The organism is Microcoleus sp. C2D2, from assembly GCF_036702495.1.
Lineage (GTDB): Bacteria > Cyanobacteriota > Cyanobacteriia > Cyanobacteriales > Microcoleaceae > Microcoleus.
On record NZ_JAUBTO010000005.1, the window covers coordinates 39061 to 58190 of the forward strand.

Annotated in this window: 10 protein-coding genes; 5 read left to right on the forward strand and 5 right to left on the reverse strand. The window is 45.3% G+C overall.

Annotated elements, in window-relative coordinates; translation table 11 throughout:
- Nucleotides 1–262 precede the first annotated feature (262 nt).
- Entirely contained in the window at nucleotides 263–3457 is a 3195-nt protein-coding gene (locus tag QUB61_RS03050; protein ID WP_333123651.1) for an MASE1 domain-containing protein, read from the reverse strand.
- A 315-nt stretch (nucleotides 3458–3772) separates the two neighbouring features.
- On the reverse strand, nucleotides 3773–5404 hold the full coding sequence (locus tag QUB61_RS03055) for a serine/threonine-protein kinase (protein WP_333123447.1): 1632 nt from the start codon (nucleotides 5402–5404) through the stop codon (nucleotides 3773–3775).
- A 532-nt stretch (nucleotides 5405–5936) separates the two neighbouring features.
- Between QUB61_RS03055 and pheT the strand changes: the two genes are divergently transcribed.
- Nucleotides 5937–8429 (forward strand): phenylalanine--tRNA ligase subunit beta, encoded by a 2493-nt coding sequence (gene pheT / locus QUB61_RS03060; RefSeq protein WP_333123449.1) that lies wholly within the window; start codon nucleotides 5937–5939, stop codon nucleotides 8427–8429.
- Between the two features lie 66 nt (nucleotides 8430–8495).
- On the opposite strand, the gene QUB61_RS03065 is transcribed toward pheT, so the two are convergent.
- Complete coding sequence (locus QUB61_RS03065; protein ID WP_333123452.1) at nucleotides 8496–9068, reverse strand: Uma2 family endonuclease; 573 nt, start codon at nucleotides 9066–9068, stop codon at nucleotides 8496–8498.
- Between the two features lie 160 nt (nucleotides 9069–9228).
- Here QUB61_RS03065 and QUB61_RS03070 point away from each other — a divergent pair, with 160 nt between their 5' ends.
- Genes QUB61_RS03070 through QUB61_RS03080 form a run of 3 tightly spaced genes read left to right on the forward strand, consistent with a single transcriptional unit; the run spans nucleotide 9229 to nucleotide 16206 of the window.
- Entirely contained in the window at nucleotides 9229–9498 is a 270-nt protein-coding gene (locus QUB61_RS03070; RefSeq protein WP_190741349.1) for a YciI family protein, read from the forward strand.
- 13 nt (nucleotides 9499–9511) lie between these two features.
- Nucleotides 9512–12550: a hypothetical protein gene (locus QUB61_RS03075; protein ID WP_333123455.1), complete on the forward strand. Its 3039-nt coding sequence runs from the start codon at nucleotides 9512–9514 to the stop codon at nucleotides 12548–12550.
- Nucleotides 12547–16206 carry a helicase-related protein gene (locus QUB61_RS03080; RefSeq protein ID WP_333123458.1) on the forward strand — a complete coding sequence of 1220 codons (3660 nt, stop codon included), beginning with the start codon at nucleotides 12547–12549 and terminating at the stop codon, nucleotides 16204–16206. The genes QUB61_RS03075 and QUB61_RS03080 overlap by 4 nt, the downstream gene beginning before the upstream one ends.
- 187 nt (nucleotides 16207–16393) lie before the next feature.
- Here the strand turns inward: QUB61_RS03080 and QUB61_RS39735 are convergent, their stop codons facing one another.
- Nucleotides 16394–17887, reverse strand: coding sequence for a metal ABC transporter substrate-binding protein (locus QUB61_RS39735; RefSeq protein ID WP_445300167.1), 1494 nt, complete (start codon nucleotides 17885–17887; stop codon nucleotides 16394–16396).
- 102 nt (nucleotides 17888–17989) lie between these two features.
- Between QUB61_RS39735 and QUB61_RS03090 the strand changes: the two genes are divergently transcribed.
- A complete protein-coding gene (locus QUB61_RS03090) occupies nucleotides 17990–18799 on the forward strand; it encodes a metal ABC transporter ATP-binding protein (protein ID WP_332949099.1) in 810 nt (269 codons plus the stop codon).
- Between the two features lie 28 nt (nucleotides 18800–18827).
- Here the strand turns inward: QUB61_RS03090 and QUB61_RS03095 are convergent.
- Nucleotides 18828–19130 (reverse strand): hypothetical protein (locus tag QUB61_RS03095; protein ID WP_333189810.1); only part of this gene is annotated, 303 nt, incomplete at its 5' end.

The following is a 19130-nucleotide window of genomic DNA, read 5'->3' on the forward strand; positions in this document are numbered from 1 at the left end:
TTGAGATTTTAGATTGAGAAAGATCGATCGTCCGAGTTGACAGCAGGTAGCGAAAACCAGAAAGTCGAGCCACCTCCGGGAGTGCTTTCGACGCCGATGAAGCCACCGTGAGCTTTGATAATTTGCTCCTGACAGGTACAGTCCCAAACCCAGCCCTGTTAATTGTCGGCTATTAGGGTTTGGAACGTAAAGTTCAAACAGAGATTCCCGCTGTTTGGCGCTGATTCCCACTCCATCCATTTTAGATTTTAGATTTGAGATTTTAGATTGAGGAAGATCGATCGTCCGAGTTGACAGCAGGTAGCGAAAACCAAAAAGTCGAGCCACCTCCGGGAGTGCTTTCGACGCCGATGAAGCCACCATGAGCTTTGATAATTTGCTTGGACAGGTACAGTCCCAAACCCAGCCCTGTTAATTGTCGGCTATTAGGGTCTGGAACGTAAAGTTCAAACAGAGATTCCCGCTGTTTGGCGCTGATTCCCACTCCATTATCTATTACAGTACAGCGAACCATTTTTACGGTGACTCTGGGCAATTTACTGCCGATATTGCCAATTTGACCTTGATAGCGGGGCATTTTGCAACTGCCGTCGAGGTAAAATTTGGCCCGGGTTTCCTGATTTTTCTGGGTGGCCTCGCACATCCTAGGACGATCGCCCGCAGCAGAGGCGAGGTTAGGGATATAGCGGGCGATCGGATTATTTAGCGATGTTAAAGCCTGTGAATTTTCTTCATAAGTTAGCGCTTTTTCAACTTCAATTACCTCAGCTTTTAAAGTTATATGGACTCCCGGAGGATTGTGTTTAATAGCATTAGTCAACAGATTTTCCAGCACCCGCTGCAAGGGTTGCCTGTCGGCATTGACTTGTGGCAAATCCGCCGGGATTTCCTGAGTCAAAGTTGCTTGATTCTTGGCCAGCATCGGTTCTAAATTGGCAACAATTGCTGAAGTTAAAGACTGCAAATGCAGCGGTACAGTATTGAGAACAATACCTTTGACCTCGCTAGCGTGAGCGTCGAGCAGGGCATTAACCATAGTCAACTGGTGTTCGCTGGCCCCAACGATCCGCTCCAAAATCGATCGAGAAACCGGAACATCCTGTAGAGAGTCAGAGGGCGATTTGTTGAGCAAATTTTTCAGCAGTATTAACATTCCCATAACTGGAGTGCGGAGATTGTGAGAAACTGCGTGCAACAATAGGTCTTTCAGGCAGTTGGTTTCTTCCAGTTCGTGCATTTTTTGCTGTAGTTGGCGGGTGCGTTCCTCCACTTGAGATTCCAAGTTGGCATTGAGAGCTTTTACCTGCTGCAAAAGTTGGGCTTGCTGGAGAGCGATCGCCACTTGGGTAGCGAGTTTTTCCAACAAATCAATTTCAAATTCCTGCCACTGGCGGGGCCCCGAGCACTGGTTGACGGCCAAGATCCCGAACAATTTATCCCCCAGGACGATCGGCACATTTAACGTCGCTCGAATTTGATAGTCGCTATAGTATTGGGCCACTGTATCGCTGACTTGCACCGTAGCAGTATTGCATACAGATCGGACGCGGTGGTTAGCATAAAAAGTTTTCAAATTTTCGAGGTAATTCTCGTCAGCGAGCACCCACCCGAGAATAGAACGGCATTGGGCACCCACAGACTCAGCCACAACCTTACCGTACACCGGGCTGGCAACATTTGTCCCCAGAGCGTCCACAATACCGATGAAAGCGCGGTCTGCCTTGAAAAATTGCCGGACTTCGGCAACAGTAGTGTTGAGAATTTCCTCGAGGTCGAGGGAGTTGCGAATTCGCAGGGCGATTTCACACAGCAAGCGATCGCGATCGGAGGACGCTCGCAAAGCCTCGGACGCCCTGTGGCGTTCGGTAACGTCTTGCACTGTGGCGGCGATCGCCCCTGACTCAATTGCCGACTGTTCGCAGACAGTGCGTTCGGAGCCGTCAGCCAGCACAATTCGGTAGTTAATGCAATAGGGTTTGCGCTCAAACATAGCTTGGCGGTGCGATCGCGCCACCAACTCTCGGTCTTCTGGATGTACCGCCTGCAAAAAAACGGATGGTGTCGGTTTGACAGTTCCCGGAGCAAAACCCAAGAGGCGGTAAAGTTCGTCCGACCACCGCAATTCGCTGTTGGGCGTACAGTGTTGCGACGATTCCTGAAAGTTCTCAGTTGCTGCGACGGCGGTGCAATTTAAATCCCAATTGCCCAACTGAGCGATGCGCTGAGCGTTCGCCAGACTAGCTTCGCGCGATCGCAGCATGGCCGCCGTGCGGCCATGCTCAAAAAGCGCTTGCTGGCGTTCTGCTACGGCGGCCGCCAACATCAGAGCCACAAGGGCGATCGTACCGGTAAAAGCTTGTAAAAATAACACCGCTTGTTTGAGATTATCGCTTTTGGCCAAAAACGGGCCGCCTCCCTGCACCGCTCCCCAAATCGCGATGTAAGACACGATCGAATAAGCAAAAATCGCGAACGGCGGTGGAAACCGCACGGCTGCCCAAACTATCAGAGGAAAAGGCAGATACTCCAGCGGATACTGAGCGATCGCCGCCTGTGTTTTTGAGCAAAAAACCAGCCAGCTAACGCTCAGCAATAGAGTCAGCCAGAGCGCTTTTTCTGAATAATTAATAATTAAAAATAGAAGATTATAGCGGTTTTTATTTGCAGCAAATATGCTTGGATAATTTGTAACTTGGACTTGGTAACTTGGAATTTGAAATTGGGAATTTACCCAGTTAAAAAATGCTTTTGATCTTGAAATAATCCCAGGTTTTATTTCACCTTTTACACCATTATCAAGAACAGGCATCTTGCCTGTGAAGCGATAAAATTCATCCCTTGGGGAACAGGCATCTTGCCTGTTCCTAAACAAGTAATTGAGAACAATGAAACATCTCAGTTTTAGTGGAAATTTAAAACTGTTAACCGCGTGGTTCAAAGTCAGCAGCACTGGCGTCACAATCAAAATTCCCATCCCGTCTCCGAGCCACGTAGTCCACCAGTTCCGAGAAAAATTGCTCCACTGAACCCAACCAAAAATGCACGTGCCCAAGTTGCCCAGGGTAGAGCCGAGGAAAGTAGACCCGATGACAGCGCCCGCCACCAAACCCAGAACATCTCGCAATCTTGCGAGTTTGGTAGAAAATCCGCTCCGACTGAGCAAAGCCTCCCCAGCCAGCGCTTGCAGGGTGACGCTAAAGGCTGATGTGACAATGACGGCGGACGGTATACCGGCGCTCAAGTTTAACAGCACCGAACCGAGGGCAATTCCCGGCCACATCCGCCGCCCTTGCAGTAGCAGTGCCGCTAGAGCAATACCCGCGGGCGGCCACACCGGGGAGGCTTCGGCTTTCACCAGTCCCAGTATCGACGCTGCAAGTTTTCCGGTAACAAAGTAGGTCACAGCCAGGATACCGGCGTACAGAAGCGGTCGAGTGCGGCGGTTGAGCAGTTTCATTTTTTGTGCAAGAGAATCCTCCATTCCTAGTTTTTAATTTAGGCGGCTCCTGGGCGATCGCGCTTCCTCCTGGCGACTCACCTGACTGGGCGAGTGGGGAGTTGACTGTTGACTGTTGACTGTTGACTGTTGTTATTCGTAGCAGCTACCCACTAAGCTGTCACGCATTTAAATTGCATATTCAGGGCGGACGAGACACCCCACAAGACACCGAATTGTTTGTTGACATTCTATTTAAATGCCGCAACAGCTTAACTACTGACTACTGACCAATGACTACTGACTACTGACTACTGACTACTGACTACTGACTTTTTAAAATCCAAAACTCCGCTTGCCATCAGGCTTAACCGTAAGCCAATTCGTCTTTGCCATTGCCAGTTGTTCCTCAGAAACTGTAGCGTTGGTAAGATTCGCCCCGCACAAATTTGCCCCCCGCAAATTCGCCTTAGCCAAATAAGCCCCCGTCAAGTCAGCACCTCGGAAATCCGCGCCTTCAAAATTGGCAGTGCTGCAATAAGCCTCAGTCAAGTTAGCATCTCGCAAATTCGCCTTAATTAACCTGGCGTGACCCAAATTCGCCCCCGACAAATCCGCTGCTTGCAAATTTGCCTTCACCAACTTAGTCTCATAAAAATTCCCCCCCGCTAACTGCAATTTTTGCAGTTGCAGGCCAGACAGTTCGCAGCCAGCAAAATCGCGCCTGCCTTTAAAATATGCCGCTCGCAAGCTGTTGGTGTCCCACTTAGGAGCAACTTTCGGTATCTTTGACCCTGGTAAACTGCCCGTAGAATTTCCAACCGTCCCGAAACTTCTGCCGGACTCAGCCAGAGTTCGGGAAACTCTCGGCTGCATCCCCGTGTTCCCGGATTGGCTCAAGGAAGTTCTACCAATGCGGCTTTGGTTCGATCGTAAATCTTGATTGATTTTGTTCTGAGGCGGTGACCACGAAGAACCCGCGTCATTAAATATTGTCGGTTCTTCAACTGTAGCATTCGAGCCGTTGAATTGAGTTGCCAAGCCATCAATAAGACTTGGGTCTTCAAATTCGCCGGAGAGAGCTCTGAGGACATCTGCTGCCGATTGGAAGCGGTGGCCAACCATCGGCTTGAGCATTTTTTCGAGAATCCGGCCAAAATATGGACTCACCTGAACGTGGGGCTGCCAAACAATTTCGCCGGTTACTCCATCAAAATCTAAATCCTTGGGCGACTTTCCTGTGAGCAAGTACAAGCAAGTCATGCCCACGGCGTAGATGTCGCTGGCAAATATCGGCCGCAGCGCCATTTGTTCCGGGGGAGCGAAACTAAATGTGCCGACTGAAAATTTCGTGTTGGCGCTGGAGTCGGTGGGGTCTGATAATATTGTTTGGCTAACTTGGTCTTTTACCGCTCCGAAGTCAATCAGAACTAAGTGACTGTCTTGAACTCGGCGAATAATATTTGCGGGTTTGATGTCTCGGTGAATTACTCCTTGGCTGTGGATATATTGCACTACTGGCAGAATTTCTAATAGAAAATTTTTAACGTCCGATTCATTGAAACGGCCTGACTGCTTGACTTCTTGTTTCAAAGTCGAGCCTTTAACATACTCTTGAACTAAGTAAAATTGCTCGTCGGTTTCAAAATAGTCTAGCAGCCTCGGTACTTGCGGGTGGTCGCCCAGTTGGCCGAGGGTTTTCGCCTCTCGCTTGAATAATTCCCGCGCCATTTCTAAAACTCGCGGCGACAAACTACTGGGTCGCAGTTGCTTGACCACGCAATTTGGTTGACCGGGCAACGAGATGTCTTTTGCCAGAAATGTAGCTCCAAAACCTCCTTGTCCTAAGGGTTCCATGACTCGGTAGCGAGCGCGCAGCAATAACCGCGCACCGCACGTCTGGCACTGGAGAATAGAGTCAGGAGGGTTTTGAGGATGGGGACAGCCCGGATTTACGCAGTAGCTCATATTGATTGAGTTTGCCTATGTTTTTCTGATTTGGCCAGCGTCGCTCGACTGCACAAATTGCCTGTTCCTGCTTCTGCTAGAAATACTAATCTATCAGTTGCCGGCGGCCCGTGCGTCCGGTTGCGAATTGGAATTGCACCTAAGTCTTTTAGGCAGATATCTTTTCCCTATTTTTATTATCTCGCTGCTGCGAGTTTTTGCCGTTGATTATCCTTAAAGATAGTTTAAAGACTTGCTAAAATTGTCCTTTTTTGTGTAAAGTCTTTCTACACTTAGAGGCTTTTTGCGCTGTTAGATGTCTCTAGCATACCTCATTCTCTGAATGAGAATGGTACTCATCCCCCAGCAGCGATCGACCTTTAGGCCGAGGCTGGTTTTTCCTTATCTATACCATAAAGGTATTGACAATTTGAAAATTTTATGGTACCAAAGGCTTGGCCGAATAAATTGTGTGACTGCACAGTCGAAGCCGGTCGGCGCAGACTAATGAGTAATAACTACCGATCGCGGACAACTAACTACTGACTAAATTATGCGTATTTCTCTAAACTGGCTGCGGGAATTGGTGGATGTGTCGATATCCCCGGAAGAATTAGCCGAAACCCTGACAATGGCAGGGTTTGAAGTCGAAGATATCGAAGACCGCCGCCCTTGGGCAAGCGGCGTAGTTTTGGGCAAAATCATCGCCTGCGAACAGCATCCGAATGCAGACAAATTGAGAATTTGTCAAGTGGATGTCGGCTCTTCACAAGCTTTGAATATTGTTTGCGGCGCACCCAACGCTAGAGCCGACATTTACGTGCCTGTCGCTGTTGTCGGAACTTTTCTGCCGACTATTGATTTAAAGATTAAACCTGCTAAATTGCGGGGCGTTCCTTCCGAAGGAATGATTTGCTCTCTGGCAGAATTGGGACTGGCTAAAGAGTCAGCCGGCATTCACATTTTCGAGTTAGAAAATCCCGAATTGGGCAGCGATATTCGCCCACTTTTGGGTTTAGACGACGTGATTTTAGACTTGACAGCAACTGCCAACCGTGCTGACGCTTTGAGCATGGTGGGTGTAGCGCGGGAAGTGGCGGCGCTGACAGGGGCGAGTTTGAGAATTCCCGAAGCGAATGGTGTTGCGATTGAGGGCAAAGAAAGTCCTGGTTTGGCAGTAGAAATATCCCAAGCGCAAGGATGCCCGATTTACATCGGCACGGCAATTGAAGGTGTGAAAATTGCTGCATCTCCAGCTTGGTTGCAGCAGCGGTTGCAGGCGGCGGGAGTGCGGCCGATTAATAATGTAGTTGACGTAACTAATTACATTTTGCTGGAATGGGGACAACCGCTGCACGCTTTCGATCGCTCACGCCTGCAATCTTTCACCGGTACTCAAGATATCAGCATCGGCGTCCGCTTTGCCAAAGCCGGGGAATCCTTCAAAACTTTGGACGGACAAAACCGCAAGTTGCAACCACAAAATCTGTTAATTACTGCTAGCGATAAACCCGTTGCCTTAGCTGGGGTAATGGGTGGCGAAGATACGGAAGTTCACGAAGGCACGCAAAATTTAGTTTTGGAAGCAGCGATTTTTGACCAGGCAACGATTCGCCGTTCTGCGCGCGCTCAAGGCCTGCGCAGCGAGGCATCGATCCGCTACGAACGGGGGGTGAATCAGGCGGCCTTGACGACGGCCTGCAACCGCGCTGTCGCCCTAATTTTGGAGTTGGCTGGAGGCACTGCGACGGTGCAGAAAACGGCGAGTTCGGGCGATGATTTGAGTTTTAGCCGATCGCTCGAATTGCGTTTAGACCGAGTAAATCTGGTTTTGGGCCAGTTGAAAAGAGGAGAAACGGGCGGTTCTAAATATCTGGAACCGGAAGAGGTAAAAAATATTCTCACAGCCTTGGGATGCGAAGTTGTGGCGACGGAAAAAAAACGGGTGTTTGCGATAACAGTTCCTCCTTACCGCTACCGCGATTTAGAAAGGGAAATTGACTTAATTGAAGAAGTTGCCAGACTCCACGGCTACGACAATTTCTGCGATACTTTGCCCAGCAAAACGGAACCAGGTTATCTGTCGCCGGAATATGCGGCAATTCGGAATGTGCGATCGGCTTTTCGGGCGGCCGGTTTGACGGAGTTGATGCACTATTCTTTGGTGAAAACTGAGGGAGACAATCAGGTTGTGCTGGCGAATCCGCTGTTTGTGGAGTATTCGGCTTTGCGGACAGAAATGCTGTCGGGTTTGATTGATGCTTTCCAGTACAATTTGGAACAGGGAAATGGCGCACTAAACGGTTTTGAAGTCGGCCGCATTTTCTGGAAAGAAGACGGCGGGCAGGATGCCCACCCCACAATTAATGGAAAGCAGGATGCCCACCCCACAATGAAGGAAGCGGATGCAGTTGCGGGGATTATCGGCGGCGATCCGACTGTGTGGAAATGGCAGCAGTCCGGGCGCGATCGACCTTTGACTTGGTTTGAGGCCAAGGGGGTTTTGGAAAGCGTGTTTCAGGAGTTGGGTTTGTCGGTGGAATATCAAAGGGATTCTTCTAATACACGCTTGCATCCTGGCCGCACGGCTGCGTTATCGTTAAACGGGAAACATTTAGGGGTTTTCGGACAGTTGCACCCGCAATTGCAGCAGGAAAAGGGTTTGCCGGAGCAGGTTTACGTGTTTCAATTAGATTTAGCGGTGCTGTTAACTGAATTAGGGCGATCGAGCAATTCGACTCGCAAGTTTGCGGGTTATTCGAGTTTCCCCCCTTCTGACAGAGACATTGCGTTTTTCGCACCAGTTGAAGTTCCGGTTGTTGAGATGCAGAGTGCGATGAAAAAGGCGGCCGGTAGTTTGCTGGATTCCGTAGAACTGTTCGACGAATATCGGGGCGACAACGTGCCGGCGGGACAGCGGAGTTTGGCTTTTCGGTTAATTTACCGCGCGGGCGATCGCACATTAAGCGAAAGCGATGTCGAACCCGCCCAACAAAAAGTGCGCGATGTTTTAGTTGAAAAATTCGGCGTTAGTTTGAGAAGCTAAAGGGCCGCTACTCACCAATCGAAACCGCCAGGGAATGAATTCCCTGGCGGACTCAGGGAAAAAGCGTTAAATTGACACCAATGGCCGCAACATATCCCCAACCATAAAGGAAAAATTGGGAAACTGCAAAGGAGAAATACTCCCATCATCCCCGAGAATCACCCGACTTTGATAACCATCCTGACTCGGTTCTCGAAAAACGTGAAGTTGCCGATTATTAACATCCAAAACCCAATAATCTGCAATTCCAGATTGAGCATAAAGATTTGCTTTTATCCCCAAATCTGTTCTCAGCGTAGTATCGGCTACTTCAATAATCAGATAAACTTCAGACGGAGTTGGATGGCGGTCTTCATAGTAAAGTGGATCTCGCACAAGTAAAGCAATGTCAGGTTCCGGTTCCGAGAAATCATTTAACCGAACTGGATCTTGTATGCTTAGCAATACCAACCCCCATAAAAGGTTCTGTAATAGCTCTACAGTCCGTTTTAACGCTGCACCGTGTGCTGTTCCTTTTGCTGCCATTTTTACTATTTGTCCTGCCAATAATTCTACTCGTTCATCTGCCTCAAGAATCCCAATTTCGGCCATGCGGTGATACTCGTGAACCGTCAACAAACGAATGTCTAATAAAGTCATAGCAATCTTCTCCTATCTAACAATCATCTCTCTTTCCCCTCTTCCTCTGCGCCCTCTGCGCCCTCTGCGGTTCATTAATCTTATTCTTAAAATTTTAGTTAAATCCTCTTACTCTTATTGTACAATAACTTTTAAACAAATTCATCTAAGGCTCAAAACCGTGACCAAATATGTGATGTGGGGAAGTTACTGCGAAGACGTTCTCGAAAAACGCGCTCCGTTTCGAGACGCTCATTTAGCCGGATTGGCTAAGCAGAAGGAATCGGGCGTGTTAAGTACGATCGGGCCAACAAAAGACTTAACAAAAGTTTTTGCAATTTACGAAGCGGAAGATGAGGCCGCTGTGCGACAATTGGTGGAAGCCGATCCTTATTGGGTAAATGGGGTTTGGACTGAGTACGACGTGAAAGAGTGGATTCAAGCTTTTTGAAGGGGTTAACAGGGTGAACATCTTAAGATTGGATGACAGCGATTTAGTTCCAGTTGACTATGGCGATTTGCTGGACAAGATTTTAGAAGTTTTGCAGGGAAACAATCCGTTTAAAATATCAGATGACCGCGACCGTCTGATCGTCGATATTGATGCCCTTGCTGCTGATGTTGCCAAAAAGCAAGTGCGGCCACCTTTGGGTTCTTTTGAACCCCAAGCAAATTCTGCTACTGTTAATTTTCCGTCGCAAGTTGAGGATCATTTTGGCGATAGAGTCAGGCAGATTAAAGAGTGTTTGCGGCAACACTTAGAATCTAAATTCCCACCAAATGATTCTCTAGAAAAGTTTGTCGCTAGCTTAATCACTCCTTTGAATTCACCCTCTTTTCGGGGAAGCGGTCAAGAATTAGGTTTCAAATACGATTTTGGCAAACGCCACACGGATTTAGAAAAAGAAAAGCTAACTTTGCAAAGCCGGGACTCTGGGAGTCATGCGACTTTAAAACTGCATAAATTGACGATGGCTGTGCGAAATACCGATATTTTTGAACAACAGCTAAAGAAGGGTTTGGAAAACTACATTAATGAAAATGCCGAGACTAGCGACGATAAACAAGAACTCAACCATCGTCTTGATGAGATGGTTAAAAATCCCGACTCAGATTTTCACAAATTGATCCGGCTGGTAGATAAAGAAACAATAGGAAAACTCCACAAAGAAGCAAAAATTACTTATTTGGAGTATTTGCTAGAACACATCCGCGCTAGCAGCAGCACAGATACTGTAGGCATCATCTATTTACAAGACTTGGTTCGCCGCCTCAGATTGATAGAAGATTACATCAACGACAGCAGTAAATCTGATGGCGACTATAAAGTAAATTATGCAGGCTTTGAATTTAATTACAGAGAAATTTTTGCCAGAGCGGAAGTTTTAGATGCACTGCCAATTATTCCAATTGTAGCAGGTTACTTGGGAGAAAGCACCGACGCCCCTCAAAGTGAACGTAAATTTATTTTTGGTTTAAAAGTAAAATTTGATAACTCAGTTCAAGCGCGCGGTGGGGAAGAAGTATTTGAATATTATCTAAATCTACTAAATCCCGACAGTGAAGAACACCAAGCAGAAATTGCAGAAGATTCCCTTAGCGAAACATTCGCCAGCAAGGTGTTAAAAATAGCATTGCTGTACTATTTTGTGTTTGCTTCTCGGAGCGACCCACTCGCACAAAATTACGACCCTGAATCTGAACTCAATTATCACCCGATCGCCATATTTGAGCAAAGAGTATTGCCAGTCCTACAAGATTCTGACGACGAGGCGAAAAGAGAGCTGTTTCGCAACTTTATTAAAGGGTTTAATCAGTTTAATATCAAGCACAAAATCACCCATCTTAAAAGAATGCTGAAAGGTTTTCTGGAACGCCAGGCTATTTTACCAAGCCGAACAGAAACGCGACACGTAAACCTCAAAATGGGCCTGGTAGAAGACATTGAAAATATTTTGAAGACTGGTAAATTTTTTAATGAGGTTATGGAGCGAAATTACAAGCAGACACTCCATTATATTGCCGTCGAACAGCCTGGTGTGGATGAAACAGCCATCTGTCAGCTACCAGTTAATATTACCATAGAAGATGTCCGCTATTTTCCTACTGATGAACGCCAAACTTTCAGCATGGAATACAATATCGAAGGTGTCAATGTTTTGCCTGTACTTTCTGCACCTAAAGCCGACCGCTCTAGAGCAATATACAACAAGCATTTTCAGACCAAATTAGTTTTGTTTCCCTATGACGACAGACGACTAGACAGCGGTGATAAAGGTTTACAACCGGCGGCGGCTTTTGTGTATAAATTTACCATGCTGCTGCTGTCTTATATCTGTCTTAGGATATTGCTCAAAAATGCTGCTGACAACTTGTTTATTCCGATGGTGAGACTTCACGAAGGCGACGACCAACACCCTTCGCCCTCAGAAAAGTTTATGGCTAACCTTTCTAAAACATTGTCTCATATTTTGAGTGAAAAACAACGCTCAACTTCTCAAGGATTTCGCATTAAGCAACAGCCAAATGCTTACAAAATCAAAAATGGTTTAAGTTCGTTGTATTCAATACTTCCTAAAAAGTTTCGTTTTGACAATGTGCAGCTAGCTCCTGAGTTAGACAAGTTAGCAATTATTGTCGTTTCGAGTCGGGATAGTGATGCGAAAAGAGGTAATCAAAACCGTTTCCAAAGAAAAGCCAGCTTAATCGGAGAAGTTGTCGGAATTAATCGCCTAGATGACACCACCATTCAAGTGGAAATGCTGAAAACATTTTCCGAGAATTACAGCGTCAGCCGTCTGTATACTGAGCCGTTAATTCTTGAAGATGCAATGAGTCAGCTTTATCAGCAAGGATATCGGAATTTTGCATATATTTCGCAAGCACCTTATATGAGCACGCTGCACATTACTCAGACTGATGAGGATGAGGAATTGTCTTTTATGTCAAAAAAATTGCTCCGAACTTTGAAGGGAGAGCGGCGAGATCTCAAAATTTATCCGATATTTTTTGACAAATACTACGTCCGCAGTTTTCTAGGCGATCGGGGAAAATCTTTTTACATTCAAGATGCAATGGAGCTTTCGAGCTTGTTTGCAGATACCAGTCAGCAAGCTGTGATGTTTTTCAACTTGTTTAACGGGATTAAAGTAAAGCAGCCGGGAGAAAAGAACTTTTACAACGGCGTGATTTCCTACTCGACGCTGTTGAATATCTATCAAGGTATTCTGGACGATCGAGATATTCGTGAAGGCTTAATTTATGATGGTGCAATTAAAGATACTTTGCTGCATTATCTAACAATATTCCACTTTTCCCGGTATGAAGCTCGCCACAATATTAGTTTAAAACTTGACCCCTACGAGCGGATTATCGGAGATGACTCCGTTGGTGCTTTATCTATATTTAGTCATGCTCGCGGTAGTGCCGATTTTAACTCGCTGGCCTTCTTGAATAAGGTAAGAGAAGTATTAAGTATCGGTGAGGGAGGTACACAATTATGATCGGTGAAGATTTTGGACGGCTGTTTGAGGTGGGATTCAATATCGGCATTCTGGCATATATCCAAAAGGAAAATATAGCTCACAATTTCGGAGATTCTTACAGTCTCGATTTGGAGAAACTAAAATTGCCAAAGATGATAGCGGAAATAATCCGGGAAGCTAATCTGCTCGGGAGTTTAGATGGTAAAATAGTTGAAAAATGGAGTTTATTTTTTGTCCAAAAAGGCTTTCTTGGGGGGTTAAATTTCTTTCGGGAGTACCTTAAATCTACTGGCTGGAATTTCCATCAAATGAAAATTTTGTACTGTCAGTGCAGTTTTAGTCAGGCTAACAGTATCAGAACCTACAACAAGGATGAACAAGCAGCTTTTAAAGAGGTATTATCTCAGTTAACAACTGCAAACCCGAGTTTATCAGATGATGAGATTAACTTGTACACCCGGCGTTACTCGAAAAAAGGCGAGTTTTTGCAAGCGGATACACTCATCCTGTTACAAAATGGTAAGGATTTTAGAATTCTCTGCGTGGATTTATCGGTGTTTTCTCCCGCGTTAGCTTCGGAGGCGGTGAATCTGGATGAAATAGAGGTGATCCGGAAGTCTTTACTCAGAGAAATTAGCTATTTGCGATCGAAAAGTGTTTTTTCTAATCTGCGAATCGATACCAGCACTTTAGGTGTTGATTTCTCGGAGGATTTAAAACGCTATTTTACAGCTTTTAAGTATAAAGATAAGGAAAGCACTAAGTTAATTCAGGCGGGTAGCTACGCTCACAGCTTCTACGGTTTTCTGCAAACAACTGGTATTATTCCGAATGATTCTGAGGTTTTGCTGAATGTTGTCGGTTATAGCGATCGCAATATTAGCACTATTTCTTTACGTCAGGACAAAATTGACCTGTTGGCAACTTGTGCCAAGATTTACCAGAATGAACCGAAAGGTAAAGAGATTAGCGATGCTCGGAGCGAAGTTTTGGATGTTATTCAACTCAACGCGGCTAGCAGTTTTAAAGAAGGCAAAAACTTTGTTAATGCTCTGTTAGGAATTGGTAAAAATGTCACTGAACCTGTACCTCATACAGAGCGGATTGATAATTTTGCTAATTCCATAGATATTATATCAGATAAACTGGCAGATGATTTGCAAATCGATCGCGGATTACATCTGAGAAATGCTCACGCTCAATTGATTGTGAAAGCGCTTCAATCTGATGAAAATTATATCTTTTTGACGGGGAATCCGGGAATTGGGAAAACAACTGCGATCGCCAAATTCCTAAGCAGCCATATCGACGACGGTTTCTTATTTCTGTACGTCAGTCCCCGCAAGCAAGTAAACTTGGATATTATCGAAAAATTCACAGATAAAAATACTGGTTTGCTGTGCGACGATCGATTATTTTGTATCAACACTAACGCCGATATCATCAAAAGCAATTCAGGACGCTGTACCGTCAAGTACGCATCGAATAGGTATCGCGAAGATTTCACCAAAAAAACTGTTCGCTTCCTCAAGGATGATTCAGGAATTCAGAGGACGGAATATCATCAATCCGAACTTGAAAAAAAGGGAGAAACAGTAATTAAACCCATTAATCCCAAAGCAAATGGAGTGCTCAAGAGCATTTGCGAAGGTATATACGCGCTGATAAATTGCCAGGTATCTAGTAATATCGTAGCTACGGTTTCTATTCAATCGGTGAAGATGAAAGAAAACCGACAAAATACCCTAGAGCATTTAGATAAAATTTTTCAAGATACTTACAATAAACGGGACAAACGGGTCATTCCCGCTAAGATGCAAGAAATATCCAGTCGCATCAAACATATTTTCATTATGATCGATGAAATTACTGGAGATGATGGTGGGGTTGAGTTTTTAGCCGGAATTGGCAAGATTGTCAAAAAACATGATTTGCACAAGCGGGAACACGGCTTTAATACTAAAATTATTGTCGCAGATGCTTCGATAGTTGACCCTGATGTCATCAAACAACACCTTGATAACACGTCACCGGAACCGGACAAAATCTATTTTAAAAAGTTAGCGAAAGATTCGGAACAAATTCAACCTTTACAAGTTATTCCTTTTAAATTCAACAATCTAGCTGCCAAGGTGATTAATGCTAATTCCTACCCTGCGCGCAGTCTAGAGATTACTTATAAGGTATTTGTAGAAACTGTTAAATACAGTGAAAATGCGCCTTTAAAACAGAATAGTGATTTAGTAAAGCGGGTACAATCTGAAATAATTGAGGATATCAATCAGCGATTAGCCATCCCAGGTGTAGAACAAATTATAGTATACATTCAGAACAAGCAAAGATTAACTGAATTAATTAATAAAATTAGAGTTTGTCGTAAAAAGTTTGAGCAGTTTACCGATTATCTGGAAATTCACGCGAATATCTCGGAAGAGGAGAAAGAAAAAATACAGGAATACAAAAATACAGCTAAAGTAATCTTTATGACTGCATCGGGAAGTCGTGGACTTTCTTTCCCGAAAACTAAGCATATTTTAGTGGATATTCCCCGCTTCCAAATTGAAAAAAATCTGATGGAAGTCATACAGGTGATTTATCGGGGACGCGGAGAATATGACAACGGTAAAACCCTTGATGGTGAAGATAAGAAGTTGGTTTTTTACTTATCTGATACCGCAGTTTATTACGCTGATGATGCGGAACTTTCCCTGCAAGAAAGCAAATTGAGTTTGTTGAATTTACTGCTAATTCTGAAGACTGCGGTGATGACGCGAATTTCGGGATACGGTTATTTAGGTAGGGAAAAGTTTTTGATGATTCCGATTGGCGGTAAGTCGGTTTCCGCAGTAGGGGATACTTTTAGCAGCAAAATGGCTTCTCTAATTAAGACATTAAAGAGCGAGAGCCAGCGAGGAAATATGTTGTTTAAGGAGGTTTATATGAGCCTGGAACAGCTTTTGGGTCGTGGGGAGTTTGTTTTGACAAATGATGACAAGTCCCGTCAAAGGGGCGATTTTTACCTGGAAATGCGGGACGATTTTAATCGTAAATTTTGGGAAAAGTGCAATCCTCTTGATGGTTTGTTGAGCTATGATAATTTAGAACTCGGTCATGTTTGCGGTAGTTTGTTGATCGTACCTCTAGCCGATCGCACTTTGGTAGAAACATACCAGATGCGGCTTCATCGAGAAATTAAGGAATGTCTAGAGAAGAAGTTGCTGCACAAAATGCATCTAATTAGGGATAGCGATTCGTCCCCGGAGAATGTAATATCGGCAATTAGAGGAGGTGCGATCGAGTTATTGCAATTTCTCAACAGCTTCGTCGAGAAAACTCAGTATCTCGAGCAGCAAAGTCAGCAGTTCGATCGCTATTATGCCATACCGCTGTTTGCTTTTGTCAGCGCTGAGGAAATGAAAGAGTATTTTGCTGACAGCCAACTGGAAGAACCGGAAGATAGGCGGTTTCGGGATATTTTGTCGGCTTATGTGCGATCGATCTACCCTGTAGATAGTGTAATGCCGATCGGGCACAAGTATCGAGACTTCCCGTTTATTGTGTTTAGAAGCTACAGTTTAGAGCAAAGTCGAGAAAAAATTTTTACAGATAAATATCTTTTAAGTTCCAACGAGTTGAACGTACTCAATTTAATTTTGTCGAAGCAGGTAAACTAGACCTCTTGCATTGCCAAGCTTTCAATTCCTTCAACAATCTGCGTTTATCTGTGTTAATCTGCCTTGCATCTGCGGTTTCTGTATCAATCAAAGACTTATGCAATGCAAGCCTACTGAAACTTGTAGGCTGCGTCAGCTAGCTGTCACCCCGCAGAGAAAATAAAACTCTTCCGGGGCACCATACTTGCTACTTGCTAACTTCAAACGGCGTGTATTTCCCCCCCAAAGCTTCTACGATGGCGCGAGTATTAGCCGACATCATTTTCACATAAGAATCGCCCTCGCTTCCGGCAGCCCCTATCGAATCCGAATAAAGTTGCTGCGCCGCCAATTTCACCCCCGCTTCCTCCGCCACGGTTCTAATCAATTGCGGGTTAATTGTAGTCTCGGCAAAAATAGCAGGAACTCCGGCAGCTTTCACCGATTCTACTAACTTTTGCACCGTTTGAGCGCTGGGCTGTTCCTCCGTACTAATCCCGATCAAACTGCCAGCACTTCCCAATCCGTAGGCGCGGCTGTAATATTGAAAAGCATCGTGAGTTGTTACTAATTCGCGCTTATTTTCGGGGATTGTTTTAATCTCTTGTTCGATCCAACTATCCAAACGTTTTAACTCTTCAGTAAGTTTCACAGCATTCTGCGTAAACTTCTCCCGATCTTCCGGCGACAGGTCGATTAGCGCATCCCGAATCGCTTCTACCATTTGAACTACATTTTCTACATTTCCCCAAACGTGCGGATCGGGTACGGTATTGCCTTCTTTATTCAGTAGCAAAGGCTTGACAACTTCCCCCACTGCTAATTTCCGCGCCTTAATTCCGGCGGCATTCATCATTCTAATTAATCCCGGTTCCAAATTGTAACCGTTATACAAAATTAAGTTAGCTTTTTCTAAAGCTTGAGAATCTTTTGGCACCGGTTCGTAAACGTGAGGATCGGTTCCCGGCTGCAAAATTCCTGTTAGCTGAACTTCGCCACCCGCTACTCGATCGGTCAAATCCTCAATAATTGTGCTGGTAGCAACTACCTTGGGTTTAGCATCTGCCTGTGGAGAGAGGCGATCGCCCTGGGTTTGAGCGCAACTAAATAAACCCACAGTCAAAATGCCGCAAGCAATAGTTCTAATCCAAAATACCTTGGACTTGTCCAATCCACGGGCGGCGGTTTCAATCTCCGACTCACGGCTAAACTCCCCTTTATAGGATTGCTTCACAATTGCCGTCGGTTTTAACTGACATTTTGCACCATTCTCAATAAGTCTTGGACGGGCGGGCAGGATGCCCACCCCACAAGAAAACTCACTCTTCGCTTCACAGGCATCTTGCCTGTTATTGAGCATGGTGGAAGATATCGGTTTTAACTCATATCTGACACCATTCTCAATAACCCTTCTCTGGGCGGGCAGGATGCCCACCCCACAAGAAAACTCACTCTTCGCTTCACAGGCATTTTGCCTGTTATTGAGCATGGTGGAAGATATCAGTTTTAACTCACATCTTGCACCATTCTCAATTACTTGTTTAGGAACAGGCAAGATGCCTGTGAAGCGAGAAAACTCATTCTTTGTGGAACGGGCATCTTGCCCGTTCTTGACAATGGTGCAACATCTGAGTTTTAACCGACTTGACATTTTCGCCACAAAACCTATGGTTTGAGGGGTTTCGAGCTTGCACTGTCGCATTATGTACCTCTCCTGCGTTCCAGATTATTCCTATTTACCGATGATTTCATATTCTTTTCATTTTTACAGTAAACTTAATAAAAAGGAGATAGAGTCACCGCAATGAATACCGCCGCCTTCCCCAACGAGACTCCGTGGTCTCAAATGGTTTGCCACCTCCAAGACACGGCTACCGACACAGAAATTATCGCTGTTAAGCACTTAGCAGTAAACTACCGCACGGTAGAAGCACTCAGAGATATCAATCTTTCCGTCAAACCCGGAAGGCTGACGGGTATTATTGGCCCCAACGGTGCCGGCAAAAGCACGCTGATCAAAGCAATGTTGGGCTTAATTCCCGCAGATCGCGGCACGGTTACCTGTGGCGAAGAAGCGATCGCCGATCGACTCGAAACAGTAGCCTACGTGCCGCAGCGATCGCAAATTGACTGGAACTATCCCGCCACCGTTTGGGATGTCGTGATGATGGGAAGAGTCAGAAAAGCCGGATGGTTTCGCCGCTTCTCGGCAGCTAGCCGCCGCACCGCTGCCGATGCCTTAGAAAGAGTAGGGATGAGTGCTTACAAAGACAGACCGATCGGACAACTTTCCGGCGGACAGCAACAGCGAGTATTTCTAGCTAGAGCATTAGCCCAAGAAGCCGCTATTTTCTGCTTTGACGAGCCGTTTGTCGGCGTTGACCAAAAAACTCAAAATATCATTTTCGACATCTTCCACCAGCTAGCAAATGCCGGAAAAACCGTCTTAGTAGTCAACCACGACTTAGGCGAATCAATCACCAATTTTGATGATTTAATTTTGCTAAATACAGAATTGATTGCGGCTGGCCCCCGCCAAGAAGTGCTAACGCAAGAAAACCTTTACCGCGCCTACGGCGGACAAGTAATGTTCTTTGCGGGACAAGCAGCTTAATTAGCCAGCAGTCAATCGATTTTAGATTTTAGATTTTAGATTTTAGATTGACCCCACGGATAAATGCGGGGGCTTGAGGATTTTCGATTTTCGATTTAGGATTGATTTCACGGATAAATCCCGGGGCTTGTACCATCAAGAAATTCTTGGTCATTAATCTAGGAGTTACCCTCTTGAACCCGGTTTTTTTGATAATCTTGAATAGGGCAACGATAAATCTCGGATCGAACTCACATCTTGCACCATTCTCAAGAACAGGCAAGATGCCTGTTCCACAAAGAGTGAATTTTCTTGTGGAATAGGCATCTTGCCTGTTCATAAAGAGTGAATT

Bases quoted from the DNA above. Each gene is read 5' to 3' on its own strand.
- QUB61_RS03050 (WP_333123651.1), bottom strand. From the start codon at position 3,457: ATGAAACTGCTCAACCGCCGCACTCGACCGCTTCTGTACGCCGGTATC.
- pheT (WP_333123449.1), top strand. From the start codon at position 5,937: ATGCGTATTTCTCTAAACTGGCTGCGGGAATTGGTGGATGTGTCGATA.
- QUB61_RS03055 (WP_333123447.1), bottom strand. From the start codon at position 5,404: ATGAGCTACTGCGTAAATCCGGGCTGTCCCCATCCTCAAAACCCTCCT.
- QUB61_RS39735 (WP_445300167.1), bottom strand. From the start codon at position 17,887: ATGCGACAGTGCAAGCTCGAAACCCCTCAAACCATAGGTTTTGTGGCG.
- QUB61_RS03080 (WP_333123458.1), top strand. From the start codon at position 12,547: ATGATCGGTGAAGATTTTGGACGGCTGTTTGAGGTGGGATTCAATATC.
- QUB61_RS03065 (WP_333123452.1), bottom strand. From the start codon at position 9,068: ATGACTTTATTAGACATTCGTTTGTTGACGGTTCACGAGTATCACCGC.
- QUB61_RS03090 (WP_332949099.1), top strand. From the start codon at position 17,990: ATGAATACCGCCGCCTTCCCCAACGAGACTCCGTGGTCTCAAATGGTT.